The sequence below is a fragment of the Bacteroides sp. PHL 2737 genome (assembly GCF_004115325.2).
In the GTDB taxonomy this organism is placed as follows: Bacteria; Bacteroidota; Bacteroidia; order Bacteroidales; family Bacteroidaceae; genus Bacteroides; species Bacteroides hominis.
On record NZ_CP040630.1, the window covers coordinates 2,869,586 to 2,883,273 of the forward strand.

The 13,688-nt window shown below is 43.4% G+C and carries 11 protein-coding genes and 1 pseudogene; 8 read left to right on the forward strand and 4 right to left on the reverse strand.

Annotation, left to right across the window (positions count from 1 at the left end):
- Window positions 1-72 precede the first annotated feature (72 nt).
- Window positions 73-411, forward strand: a pseudogene (locus tag DBK98_RS11690) (transposase); the annotation flags it as partial.
- A 233-nt stretch (window positions 412-644) separates the two neighbouring features.
- Here the strand turns inward: DBK98_RS11690 and DBK98_RS11695 are convergent.
- The gene (locus DBK98_RS11695) at window positions 645-2,093 is read right to left on the reverse strand and encodes a DUF3868 domain-containing protein (protein WP_032536319.1); all 1,449 of its coding nucleotides are present in this window, start codon (window positions 2,091-2,093) and stop codon (window positions 645-647) included.
- A 54-nt stretch (window positions 2,094-2,147) separates the two neighbouring features.
- Window positions 2,148-2,735 carry a DUF3575 domain-containing protein gene (locus tag DBK98_RS11700; protein ID WP_032531925.1) on the reverse strand — a complete coding sequence of 196 codons (588 nt, stop codon included), beginning with the start codon at window positions 2,733-2,735 and terminating at the stop codon, window positions 2,148-2,150.
- 267 nt (window positions 2,736-3,002) lie between these two features.
- On the opposite strand from DBK98_RS11700, the gene DBK98_RS11705 reads away from it, so the two are divergent.
- From DBK98_RS11705 to arsM, 5 genes are all read left to right on the forward strand, one after another.
- Complete coding sequence (locus tag DBK98_RS11705; protein ID WP_005776394.1) at window positions 3,003-4,547, forward strand: acyl-CoA carboxylase subunit beta; 1,545 nt, start codon at window positions 3,003-3,005, stop codon at window positions 4,545-4,547.
- An 18-nt stretch (window positions 4,548-4,565) separates the two neighbouring features.
- Window positions 4,566-6,077 (forward strand): acetyl-CoA carboxylase biotin carboxylase subunit, encoded by a 1,512-nt coding sequence (accC, locus tag DBK98_RS11710; protein WP_005786450.1) that lies wholly within the window; start codon window positions 4,566-4,568, stop codon window positions 6,075-6,077.
- 13 nt (window positions 6,078-6,090) lie between these two features.
- A complete protein-coding gene (locus DBK98_RS11715; RefSeq protein WP_005809115.1) occupies window positions 6,091-6,615 on the forward strand; it encodes a biotin/lipoyl-containing protein in 525 nt (174 codons plus the stop codon).
- 211 nt (window positions 6,616-6,826) lie between these two features.
- Window positions 6,827-7,153 (forward strand): helix-turn-helix transcriptional regulator, encoded by a 327-nt coding sequence (locus DBK98_RS11720; RefSeq protein ID WP_005776397.1) that lies wholly within the window; start codon window positions 6,827-6,829, stop codon window positions 7,151-7,153.
- A 117-nt stretch (window positions 7,154-7,270) separates the two neighbouring features.
- Entirely contained in the window at window positions 7,271-8,101 is an 831-nt protein-coding gene (gene arsM / locus DBK98_RS11725; RefSeq protein ID WP_005809113.1) for an arsenite methyltransferase, read from the forward strand.
- Between the two features lie 109 nt (window positions 8,102-8,210).
- Here arsM and DBK98_RS11730 read toward each other — a convergent pair whose 3' ends face one another.
- Window positions 8,211-9,473 (reverse strand): amidohydrolase family protein, encoded by a 1,263-nt coding sequence (locus DBK98_RS11730; protein WP_005809111.1) that lies wholly within the window; start codon window positions 9,471-9,473, stop codon window positions 8,211-8,213.
- Window positions 9,474-9,924: 451 nt separating this feature from the next.
- Here DBK98_RS11730 and DBK98_RS11735 point away from each other — a divergent pair, with 451 nt between their 5' ends.
- Together DBK98_RS11735 and DBK98_RS11740 are read left to right on the forward strand one after the other, a co-directional pair.
- Window positions 9,925-11,580: a hypothetical protein gene (locus tag DBK98_RS11735; RefSeq protein ID WP_005809109.1), complete on the forward strand. Its 1,656-nt coding sequence runs from the start codon at window positions 9,925-9,927 to the stop codon at window positions 11,578-11,580.
- 25 nt (window positions 11,581-11,605) lie between these two features.
- Window positions 11,606-13,195, forward strand: coding sequence for a hypothetical protein (locus DBK98_RS11740; RefSeq protein WP_005809107.1), 1,590 nt, complete (start codon window positions 11,606-11,608; stop codon window positions 13,193-13,195).
- 158 nt (window positions 13,196-13,353) lie between these two features.
- Here DBK98_RS11740 and DBK98_RS11745 read toward each other — a convergent pair whose 3' ends face one another.
- Window positions 13,354-13,560 (reverse strand): hypothetical protein, encoded by a 207-nt coding sequence (locus DBK98_RS11745; RefSeq protein ID WP_005809105.1) that lies wholly within the window; start codon window positions 13,558-13,560, stop codon window positions 13,354-13,356.
- Window positions 13,561-13,688 lie beyond the last annotated feature (128 nt).

The following is a 13,688-nucleotide window of genomic DNA, read 5'->3' on the forward strand; positions in this document are numbered from 1 at the left end:
TTAAATTTATAGTGCTAAATTATAACATTAAAAACAATTACTGCTATATTTTCAGAGGCTAAAGTTACATAAATATATTGTTTGGCTGGCGATTTCCTCCATAAATTTGCATTATAGCAAGAAAAATATACGATTAGGTTTATTCCGGTACTTATGAACCGGAATAAACCTAATCGTATGAATGATGATGAAATCACGGTCATCCTTATCTTATTCCACTCGGGAGGTTTCCGTTGTTTTAGGCATTATTACAAGGAATATGTTTGCAAACATCTGGTACATTTTTTCCAAAACCGTATATCTTGCAGGCGTTTCGTGGATTCCACCCCACTTCGTGTGTGTTGTAATCAACGCATACTGATTCATGAAACTTTTAGAGGGCATGCCGAACGTGGAAAATGTTCCATGGGGTGATAATAACTTTATTGCTAATTCACTCTGCCATTGCGGCTTACTGTTTCTTTAAAAAGAAGTCTGCAGTTGATGTTAATTTTTTCAAAGACAGATAGTTTTCTATGTTTTAAGTTATATCGAACTCACGTTAAATAAAAAAAAGGTGTAGCCCTCCGCATGGAAAGGCTACACCTTTTGGTCCGGATAGCTACACCCTTTTCATCGGATGGCTACACCCCAATGCCGGGGATTTATTTTTTCTTCATATTCAAGATCTGTTGCAGCTGCTGCAGGTTGGCTTTAGCGGCCTCGTTACCCATCTGGGCAGCTTGGTTGAAGGCAGCGACAGCACGTTGTACATCTCCATTGAGGAAGTTGTATACACCTACGTTGTTGATGAATTCTGCTGTTTGATGGTTGGCTTTATCCATATACTTGATTGCGTTTTCCAGATCTTTCTTGGTCAGTGATACGGCGGCGGCATTCAGGTTGGCTACTTCATCGTTCGGATACATACGTACAGCGATGTCGAATACATTCACGAAGTCGTTGCTTCCTTTTGGATAGCTGTTGGCCACCTGATACATCTCATTCAGACTCAAGTATTTCGGGTTGACTTTTATCACCACCCGTCCTTGCTCTACATCGAAGTTGGCTACGGTGTAGTCTATCTTGCAGTTCACTTTGCGGAGTCCGGGATAAATCTCTTTCAACATCGTACGGTAGGGTACGCCTCCGTCCACGCGCATGATTTCCTGTTTGCGGCGTGCATCGTCAGTCGTATTCTTGATGATACCGATAAATTTATCTTTATCCTTCATTGACGATTTTTCCAATGCTTGTACCAATCCGTCCCAGTTTTCACCACCAAAAGTTACTTTGTAAAGTTTGCCGGGAACTTTTTCGTTGGTAGTCAGATAATTCTTCAGAGCTTCGGCACGTTTCTGCGACAGTTGTTCGTTGAATTTCAACGGACCCTCCGGTGAAGCGAATCCTTCGATACTGATTTCTGTTACTGTCAGGTTCTTGTCATTCTGAATCTTGTCGAACATAGCATGAATGTTCATCAGTTCTTTGTGGTTATTCATGAATTCCGGCTGGATAACAGCTTTGCTTACAGGGAAATCGAGGTGGGCCTCATATTGCTCGCTACGGTTTTTCACAACTTCTACGGTAGGCTGAATATAAGCAACCACCGGTACCATGGCGCTCAGGCGTTTGGCTTCGGTAGAGACATCGTTGGTGATCAGTTCCTGTGCGAGCATCTCTTCGTTATTGCCGCATCCGCAGAGGTTTTCAACCAGATTCAGTGAGGCATTTGCCATCCAGGGTTCATAAGGGATCACTTGGGCATAATTGAGTACTTCTCTTTTATTATAAGGCACCACGATACCGGCAGGCAGTTCGCGGCTGATGGCTAATCCGCGTAAGTAAGCTTTCTGACGGCGTTTACCGTTAATGATGATCTCTTCCAGCGCTACGTTGTGCTGTCCGTCTGTCAGGAGCGGAGTAAGTGTGAGCATACGTTCGGGACTGACCGTTAGATTCTTCATATCGACCTGCATGTCTACATAAAGCGAATTGCCTTGTTGCCACAGCGAAACATCGGATAGACTGATGGCATCTTTAAAGAATTTCTGGGCACTGGCCGGCATAACAACTGCGAGGGCCAAGAGGAAATATATGATTTTTCTTTTCATTGTTACTATTGATTTAGTTTTTTATAATTGGTTCCGGAGAATGTGTGGGGGGATTTACTTGATAGTATAAATAATGCTGAGTCCTATTTTCGTCGGACCGAAATAGTTCTTGTTGTTATGTCCCAGCTTCTCACCACATTTGCCACACGCATATTTATCGTAGTTCAGGCGGGCATATCCTGCACCGATGGTAGCTTCCATACTCCAGCGATTCTTGAGTATCCAGTGGTAACCGTAAGAGATACCTGCACCGTATATCTTACCGTCATAGCGGTAGTTGCCCAATCCGAAGATGTCGAGATTGCTCATGTTGACATCGGCGTAATGGCCGTGCAGGCCGAAAAAGCTACCGTTGAAACGTTCGCAAAGCCAGTAACGGAGTTCGGGTTGTACCAGCCAGTGCTTGATTTGTCTGTTTTTGGAGAATTTCCAGGGGTTGTAGTTGCCCGATACGTCAAGAGTAAGTTTTTTCGCCAAAGCCACTTCAAATCCCAGGTTCGGAGTACTGGTAGCCCAGTAGAGGGCGTTGGTTTTGATGGCAAACTTGGGCAGATAAGTTTTTGTTCCCTGCTCTTGTGCATGTATGCCTGTGGCAAACACAAGCAGGAAGCATGCTGCTAAAAAAAGTTTGATTGTTCTCATTTTCATTTTGGTCTAGGTTTTTACATAAACTATTTGCGAGATTAAACGTCTGAGAGGGGAAGTTTGTTGACTCATACTCAAAATAATGTTATAGGACATGCACGCTAACATTTTTAAGCAAATAATTGTTATCCTAATAAAGTTGGGATTCCAAACTTTTCATTTTCTCCGGGAAAGAGGATGAAAATAAACAAGCAATTGTAATTTGGATTACATCTATTCTCTTTTTTACATGCTAACTTTACATATACTTTAAAATAATAGCCTATGAAAGAGCTTATCAATCGCCTGGAAGAACTGAACAGGCAAGCTGAAAAAGGTGGCGGAGACGCCCGTATCGAGAAACAGCATTCTGTCGGAAAACTGACGGCACGTGAACGCATCGACCTGCTTCTGGAGAAAGGGTCATTTATTGAACTCGATAAACTGGTAACCCACCGTTGTACCGATTTCGGTATGGAGAAACAGAAGATTTCCGGTGACGGGGTTGTGACCGGATACGGAATGATCGGCAAACGGCTTGTCTATGTTTTTGCCCAGGATTTTACCGTTTTTGGCGGTGCACTGTCCGAAACGTATGCCAAGAAGATTTGTAAAGTGATGGATATGGCTATGCAGATGGGGGCACCCATCATCGGACTGAACGATTCCGGAGGAGCCCGCATTCAGGAAGGAGTCCGTTCGTTGGCCGGTTATGCGGAGATATTCCTACGCAATTCTTTAGCCTCGGGTGTCATTCCGCAGATCAGTGCCATCATGGGTCCGTGTGCGGGCGGGGCAGTCTATTCGCCTGCATTGACCGATTTTATCCTGATGGTCAAAAACTCCGGTTATATGTTTATTACCGGTCCCGATGTGGTAAAAAGTGTTACGCAGGAGGAGGTCAGCAAAGAAGATCTGGGAGGGGCGGATGTCCATACTATGAAGTCGGGGGTGGCGCATCTTTCTGCCGAAAATGATATTGAATGTATCAATTACATCCGTGAACTGATTTCTTATCTGCCCGGCAATAATATGGAGGAACCTCCGTTTGTGGCTACCACCGATTCTCCGACGCGGCTTACGCCCGAACTATCGGAACTCGTGCCTACCAACCCCAATCAGCCATACGATATAAAAGAGATGATCCGTGCCGTGGCGGATGATAATAGTTTCTTTGAATTGCAGGAAGAATTTGCCCGTAACATCGTTATCGGCTATATCCGCCTGAACGGGAAAACGATAGGAGTGGTGGCCAATCAGCCGTTGGCACTGGCCGGAACACTCGATATCAATGCTTCTATCAAAGCGGCACGCTTTGTGCGTTTCTGCGATGCGTTCAATATTCCGTTGCTCACGCTGGTCGATGTGCCGGGGTTCCTTCCGGGTGTGGATCAGGAGTATGGCGGCATTATCCGTAACGGTGCTAAACTGCTCTATGCTTATTGCGAAGCCACTGTACCTAAAGTGACTGTCATTACCCGTAAAGCTTATGGCGGTGCTTATGACGTAATGAGTTCCAAGCATATCAGGGGAGATGTGAATCTGGCATACCCTACTGCCGAGATTGCCGTAATGGGGCCGGACGGTGCGGTGAATATTCTGTTCCGCAAAGAGATTGACAAAGCTGCAGATGCCGAGGCGAAAAGAAAAGAGCTACAGGATGATTATCGCAGTAAATTTGCCAATCCGTACCGAGCTGCCGAATTGGGCTATGTAGACGAGGTTATCGACCCTGCCATTACACGTATGCGCCTGATACGCAGTTTTGAGATGCTCGCTAATAAGCGGCAGTCCAATCCACCGAAGAAACATTCAAACCTTCCACTTTAAAGCAGAGGAGAACATCGTATGATAAAAAAGATATTAGTTGCGAACCGTGGCGAGATTGCCATGCGTATTTTCCGTACCTGTCGGGTGATGAATATTGCTACGGTGGCTATTTATACCCGCGTAGACCGTGGTGCCTTACATGTACGTTATGCCGAAGAGGCTTATTGTATCTCCGATTCGCCGGAAGATACCTCTTATCTGAAGCCGGAGAAGATTCTGCAGATTGCTAAAAAGACGGGAGCTGCCATTCATCCGGGATATGGCTTTCTGTCTGAGAATGCGGACTTCGCCCGTCGTTGTGAGGAAGAAGGGGTTATCTTTATTGGTCCGAGTGCCGATATTATTGCCCGAATGGGTATCAAGACTGAGGCCCGCCGGATTATGCGTGAAGCCGGTTTACCGATCGTACCGGGCACGGAAGATCCGGTGAAAGGCATTGCCGAAGCCAAAAAGGTGGCTGCCGAAGTAGGCTATCCCATCATGCTGAAAGCACTTGCCGGAGGTGGTGGGAAAGGTATGCGTCTGGTACGCAGTGAAGAGGAGATGGAAACCGCACTTCGCCTTTCGCAATCCGAAGCCGGAACTTCATTTGGCAACGATGCCGTTTATATTGAAAAATATATCGAGAATCCGCATCATATTGAGGTGCAGATACTGGGCGATAAATATGGCAATGTGATTCATCTGTACGAACGTGAATGTTCCATTCAACGGCGTAACCAGAAAGTGATCGAAGAGTCGCCTTCTCCTTTTGTGAAGCCCGAAACACGTGCCAAAATGCTGAAGGTGGCAGTGGAAGCTTGCAAACGAATCAACTATTACAGTGCCGGTACGCTGGAGTTCATGATGGACAAAGACCAGAACTTTTATTTTCTGGAGATGAACACCCGTCTGCAGGTAGAGCATCCGGTGACGGAAGAATGTACGGGAGTGGATTTAGTGCGAGACATGATTTTGGTGGCTGCGGGCAACCGCCTCCCTTACCGGCAGGAAGATGTCGAATTTCGGGGTGCTGCCATCGAATGCCGCATCTATGCCGAAGATCCTGAAAATAACTTTATGCCTTCACCCGGGGTGATTACTGTCCGTGAGGCTCCCGAAGGGCGTAATGTTCGTTTGGACAGTGCTGCCTACGCCGGCTTTGAGGTTTCTCTACATTACGACCCGATGATTGCCAAACTTTGTTGTTGGGGGCGTAACCGTGATTCTGCCATTTCGAATATGGCCCGTGCACTGCGAGAATACAAGATTTTAGGTATCAAGACTACGATTCCTTTCCACCAGCGTGTGTTGAAGAATGCGGCTTTCCTGAAAGGAGAATACGATACTACTTTCATCGACACCCGTTTCGACAAGGAAGACCTGAAGCGCAGGCAGAATACCGATCCGACTGTAGCGGTGATTGCTGCTGCGCTGAAGCACTATGAAGAAGAAAAAGAGGCTGCTTCACGCGCCACTACGCTTCCGGTAGTAGGAGATTCGCTTTGGAAATATTACGGCAAGTTGCAGATGACTGCCAATAACTATTAAACTCAGAATGATTATGACAACAATATTAGCAACCTATTATGCCAAGATACAGGATGTGCCCGACAGTGAATATAAAGTGGAGATACTGGAAGACGGGCCTGTGAAGAAAGTGGCGGTCAACGGAAAAGTATATGATGTGGACTATAATGTAGGAGGTGATTCTATCTATTCCATCATCATCAATCATCATTCGCACGGAGTACAGATATCTCCGACTTCCCATTCCTCCTATACCATTATGAATAAGGGGGAACTTTATCAGATTGAACTGAAAGGGGAGTTGGAAAAGATTCATAATGCCCGTAACGGAGCAGATGTCGTAGGACGTCAGGTGGTTGTGGCTCCTATGCCGGGTGTTATCCTGAAAACTTATGTGAAGAAAGGAGACGAAGTGAAGAAGGGTGATCCGCTATGTGTGTTGGTCGCCATGAAGATGGAGAATGAAATTCGTTCGGTGGCTGATGGGGTGGTGAAAGAGATTTTTGTGGAAGAAAATACGAAAGTGGGATTAAATGACCGCATCATGGTGGTTGAGTAACAAACAGGTATTTAAGAGGTAGGGGCTCTGGAAGTTTTTATTTCAGAGCTCTTTTTATGTGTATTGTTATCTTTCATTGAAATAGATATAGTTAGCTTTTGGAGACCGGTATAAGATATTCTTAATCATTCCTAAAAAGAACTTGCTTCGTTTTGTCAATTCAGAATCTGTTCGTAGTTTTGCGAACAATAAATAATGGGAGAATGATAAAGTGAAAACAAAGCAGTACACAGAAAAGCAGGAGCAGCTTGCCCGCTTTGCCAAGGCTATGGGACATCCGGCGAGGATTGCTATCCTTAGTTTCTTAGCGAAACAGGATAGTTGTTATTTCGGGGATATCCATGAAGAGTTGCCTATTGCCAAGGCAACCGTCTCACAGCATTTAAAAGAACTGAAAGATGCAGGATTGATTCAGGGAGAAATAGAAGCGCCTAAAGTTCGGTATTGCATCAACCGTGAGAACTGGGAGTTTGCCCGGTTGTTATTCGTAGAGTTTTTAAACGATTGCACCTGTACCGGGACATCATGTTGTGGGTAAAGGGATTTTTTTTTATGAAATCTGTTCGTGTATTTACGAACAGATATTCTTGCAATACGATTTTAATGAAGAGTATCGGATACGGAAGATTATAGTATGATTAAAAATGAGAACAAGATGGAAAAGAATCAGATAAAAAACAATCAAGATTTAAAGGAGTTAGTGAAACAACGTTATAGTGAGCTCGCTCTGAATGCAGAAGAGCTGAAAGGTTGCTGTTGCGGTAGAAACCCCTTGGCTGCTTCAAAAAAAGTATTTACCATAATGAGTGAGGACTATACAAATTTGAAAGGTTATGAACCTGATGCGGATTTAGGGGTCGGCTGCGGATTACCTACACAATATGCCAATATCAGTGAAGGTGATACAGTGGTTGATTTAGGTTCGGGAGCAGGGAATGATTGCTTTATTGCCCGTGCGGAAGTAGGTGAAAGCGGTAAGGTCATTGGTATTGACTTTTCCCCTCAAATGATAACAAAAGCACGTAACAACGCACTTAAACGGGGATATGCCAATGTGGAGTTCTTAGAAGGTGATATAGAGAATATGCCTTTACTGGATAATACGGCAGACGTCGTTGTGAGCAACTGTGTACTTAATCTGCTTCCTGAAAAGAATATTATTTTCAAAGAGATTTATCGTGTGCTGAAGCCTGGCGGACATTTCTGTATATCCGATGTTGTACTTAATGGAACATTCCCCAAAAAGTTTACTGATAATGCGGCGATGTATGCAGGGTGCATCGCAAGTGCTATTCAAAAGGAAGATTATTTGCAGGAGATAGAAAAGGCCGACTTTGTGGATATTCGTATTGCGAGGACTAAAACGGTTCTTATTCCTGATGAAGTGTTATATGAACATCTGGATGAAGACACGATCCGAAAGTATAAATCCGGAAATGTCGGGATTTACTCAATTACAGTAACGGGAGAAAAACGATCTGTGTAATATGCGGATTCTTAATTCTTTCCGTTTAAATGGATATAATTCCGGTTATCGCTGATTCTGCGTTAACCGGAATTTTATTTGGAGGGGAGTCGGGCTTTTCTACGTGAGATTAAATTTTATTCTTGTATATTGTTCCTCCCTTCATAATCATTGCGAAATTTCTTTCCGGATCGCCCAGTAGTGTAATGTCTTTCAGTACATCTCCATCCACCAGGATTAAATCGGCCCAGGCTCCTTCTTCTATACTGCCTAACTTTCCTGGATAGGGGTTTCTTGCACCGGATAAGGCCAGTAACTCCGCATTATCATGTGTCACCATTTTAAGAATTTCAAAATTGCTGAACCATTTCTGTAATTTGAGGATACCTTGGTTCTGGTTTTTCGTATTGGCCGGATTGAATAGTAAATCTGTTCCCCATGCCAACTTGATCTTATATTTCTTTGCCAGTTGATATGTCTGGTCTGTACCCTGAACTACTAAAGCATGTTTCTCCTGCTGTTCTTTCGTAGGGAACTGATTATCTCCCAAAGTGAAAGGCTGCATACTGAGCCATATCTCTTTTTCCGCAATCAGTTCCATAGTCGCCTCATCAATCAGATGTCCGTGCTCAATACTTTTTACTCCCGCATGGATAGCTCGTTGAATAGCTCTGGGCACATAGACATGCACCATTACATAGGTTCCCGCATCTTCTGCCGCTTTGACAGCAGCATGAATTTCTTCTTCAAAAAACTGTGTGTCTTCCAACCGATCGTATAGAGAAGCAACTCCGCCGCCTGTCATCAACTTGATCTGGCTGGCTCCCAAGCGGAGATTGTTGCGTGCGGCAACAGTTACGGCATCCACTCCATCGGCAATAATGGCAGCACCTATCTCTTCCGTATGCGTTAATCCGCAACAATCGAATGGACGCGGTTCGTCATACACCGCTCTGAAATCTCCATGTCCTCCTGTCTGAGAGATAAGGGAACCGCTTGGATAGATACGTGGTCCGGAAAGAATACCTTCATCAATGGCCCGTTTTAGTCCGAAGACCGGACCACCGGCATCCCTGATGGTCGTAAATCCGCGTAGTAGCGTGGCCTCTGCTTCCTGTCCGGCTTTGAATTGTGTATAAGCGGTGTCAGCAGTCAGCAGATCCATCATTGTATTGCATGACATATAAGCATGCCAGTGTGCATCGATTAGTCCGGGCATCAGGAATTTTCCCTTTCCGTCTATGATAGTGGGATTACTAATTCCGTCTGTAGGGATCGGAGTTTCTGAAATGGCTTTAATCCAGCTGTTTTCTATCAGTACATTTCCCCGGATAGTCTGCTCGTGGCTGCCATCGAATATTTGAACGTTATTGATTAAAATACTTTTATCCATGATACATCGTGAATGGGTGAATACTGGTGGTATAACCCGTGAGGGAAGGTATTGGTTTACTTACCGGGATGATAAACTTCGTTAACCGGGAAATACTGCGTTTGTATTCTAAAAAACTTTACTAAATATGGAGTGCCCTTCTGTCTGATGATTTTGATTACTCTATATGCTGTTTTATGTCTTGTCATTATTAAAATAGAATATTTTTCTTGTCCGGAATAATTAAAATGACCTAATTAGAAAGTTCTAATAACTTTCCACATTGTACTATTTACAGTACTTTCATGCATAGATTACTTCTTTTTGATAGACTGTATATTAACCTTAATTACTGTTGATTTGAACCTATTCTTTTTGCTGTACGTTCTCTTTTTATAGACGAAGTAATTGAACCCGTCACATTTCAGCCGGTAAATGTGGCATATTGTCTCACTATTAAACACATATGGATATGAAAACTTTATTCATTTTTCTATTTGTTTTGCTTGCATTCTACTCCTGCGATACGGACGAACCGATCAGTGCAGAGGATTTATCGGCTGCAACCGTTATGAATATGGATGATGTCGATGTAGCTTCCCGTCCGGGAAACTACTTAATCTGGCTCAATGGAACGAGTGCGGAAACAAAGAAAGTTGCAGTTCGACTGCAAACCGTGAACCATTACGACAAGATGATATCTTTTAATGATCTACCCGGTACAGATAAGCTGGCAACGTTGGAATCTATGGCAAAAGATACATTGAACGACCTGACAATTGTAGGCAATGTCGCTGACTTTTTAGCAGGTACTTATAATTTTGAAATGATACAGGATATCCGTCACAATCGTCAGGGAGTGATTTTAATTGCCAAAGATGGTAAGGAGGAAGATTTGAAGGAACAGATGCTGAAACTTTTCGGACTTTATGTAGATAAAGGGTATTATAAAGTTAGCTTCCCGCGCGAGCAGCGTTATGCTTATTATGACACAAATGATCCGGACGCTTTGAAGAAACTCTGTGGCACGAATGGTCTTAACCCCCATACCCGTAGTATGCTTTCTTCTCCCGGCCCAACGGATGATCCTTCTGCCCCTGAAGTTACCGAACGGGCTTTGCATGCTATGAAGAAAATTTATATCAGTAACCGGTTCTATGTTTATACCAGTGATTACAAGTATCATATGACTGGATATGAAACGCTGTTACCTTATACTGCTGAAACAAGGAATTATGCTCCAAGGGAAGATAAAAGGTATGATGGGATGGTTGACAGAGAATGGACTATTGACGCTTATAATTTACGTATTTATGCGCCAACCAATGGAGATAATATGCTTGCTGTTTACAGTTCGGGTGGCAACGGATTTTCTAACAGGCTCGATAATTCATTGGTATCTTTGAATAATCCACCCATGTATGAACTCTGGGCACTGATATGGGGATTACGGAATAATGCTTATACAAAGATTAATATCCGTGACGACGAACAGTCTCAATTAGATCTCAAATTGGTTGATTTTGCACCAGGACTGCCGCAAACCGAGAGTACCATTGAACATGCGTATGAAAAGAGTGTAGGGTTTGATTTGGGAGCGAGTCCTGTTTTAAAGGGTGAGTATCGTTGGGGAAAGTCTATCATCTATCAGCTGGCGGAAATGACCCGTGAAGTGACCCGTACGATTACCGATGCTGAGATGGATTATTGCTGGAAATGGTATCCTGAAATCCTTTTCAAGGGGAATAAAGCAATGAAAGCAGATGGTATGATCGATGGGGTTGCCATGATTTCGCCCGCATGGTATGATATTCTCTACAACCATGTGGCGGGAACTCCGGGCACGGATAATGTTTTTTGCGATTATAACAATGACTTGCAGTTTAACCAGAATTTGCTCAATTACAATCAGGAGTGTGCTATTACTGCCCGTACAACCGGTGCGTCGGCAGGTGTTGTAGCCATTGAAATAACTGACGGAATGGTGTTACAGCGTGGAGGAGCCTGGTTCACGAGTTGGGGAGCCGCAGTGATTCATCCTTTGCCAAGTAGTGCCGGCACTGCTTATGATGCCACAGTAGATGTGCATAAAACAACTACGGTGTGGATTGACTATAATAACTGGTAAAACGAACCATTAAAAAAAGATTATTATGAAAACAAAAATGATATATATGCTACTTCTGTTCTCGAGCATTCTTTTAGGGGCATGTGTTAGGGATATTATCGATGATGTTCCGGTGCCTGATGAAGATAATGAGATCGATAAGAAAGATGTAGTCTTGGTACGCATGGGAACTGATGATGCGGAAGTGAAAGATATTACTTCCCGTTTGTTCAACAACATTCCCACTTCCTGGGAAATAGGGAAAAAGACAATTGTGGACTATGATAAGATGACAAATCCTGAGACAGAACTCGATGCCGATATCAAGAATCCGGATATCTATGTGACGGTTATCCTGAATATCAAAGATGTTGTTTCCGGTAAATATCCGGTCTCTCTGTTCCGTATGCTGAAGTTCTATAAGAGAGATTTCTATGTTATTGCCACTCAGGATACTCCGGAACAAAAGAACGAAATGCTTTCATTAATAGGAGTTTATATGGAGCCGGGTTATTATGCCATTAATTATGATAATGTGCAGCATTACCGAATCTTTCCTTCTGCCGATCCATATGCCAAAAACAATATGATTGGTAAGGGAGCGGCCTCTTTCAACCAGCAACTGTTGACCCGTTCTGCGGATATTTTGCCCAAAGGTACCGATCCGGATCCTGCATATAATGCACAAATGGCAGATAAGGAGGCTTTGAAGCGGATAGAAATTTATAACCGTATCTACGGTTATGCTCAGGGGGATATGAACTATTCCATGCAGGCGGTTCCTTATAAGATGAAAGAGGGGGCAGCACCCGATGTGATTATAGATAACTCCTGGGCGATAGATGCCTATAACTTCCAGATATACAGTAAGAACAACAATTGTATATTGAGTATAACGAACGACGCGGGAAATGGTTTCACTGCTAATATCAAAGACTATACAACGCCCAAAGGAGCCAATGTCTATGCTTACATCTGGAACCTGATGCGGGAAGCCTCCAGTGAGATCACTGTCCATTCGGATGGGGGTATTTTCCGGGAAATCAGTTATCAGCCGCAAACGGTGAATCATGGAACCAACTATACAGAGAATTCTTTTTGGAAAGTATCTGTATCCGTATCACCTGCTGAACTGGAAGAAAAACCTTGGAAGGCTTTCAAAGTATCGTTTGGCAAGGAATCGTCTACTGAAATATCTTATAAAACATTGTCGATGGATTACTCTTGTAAAGGACAATATGGCAATGGGCTATACAGTAAACTCTGGCAGTTTATTCCCGGAGAGTTTTATGATAGAGCAGAAGCCTTTGTTTACGAAACGAGCGAGGGGTTGCGGTGGATTGATGCTGCGCAGGCAATGACTCCCAATTATGTAACATGGGGGGGCTGGACTCTTCGCCAGAATTATCTGGCTCACATCAACAATAGTATGAAGCTCCATCGGCAGCAGTGTATTTATTCTCTGGAAGCTGATGCGCAACCCGGAGTTGTTTCTGTTGCCATTACCGATGCTATCAATTTGCAAAAGACTTATGTGCATTATAACTGTGGTATTCGCTATGGACACGATTCGGCTAAAACGGATCTCAAAATGTCGAAGATGGTTTGGATTGATTTCGGGCAGTGGGACAATTGAAACATCTAATTAATACGGAAACAGTTATGCGAAATCTCTGTTACAATACGGATATGTGTAGCCTTTATATACCTTATTCAGATGAGAAGTGAAGTGTTTCAGTCGGTCGCCATCTCCCCGGAAAGGAGGTGGCGACATTGTCTGTAAATGTTGCTTTTTTAAATCTTTGTTAATTGCTTGGGTGAGCCATGCCAGGAACACCCCAAGCAATATACTTCCGTAAAGTCGAATCCCTCAGTTGAGGCTTCCGGATATTTGGGGACTACTGTTCCATTTTGGGTGATGTATACTAATAACCGCTCTCCTTGGCTGTTTTTTACGTACATACCAGCGATTTTGCACTGGGGACAGAGTAATTTCTTCATATTACTAAAAATGGATTCTTTGATAAAATGTTATTTTATAATTGTTTTTATCTGTATGCCTATAAATCGGATGACATTCAACAAGCTCTTTAGATATCAGCTCTCTGCAAATATGAATAGCAGATTTA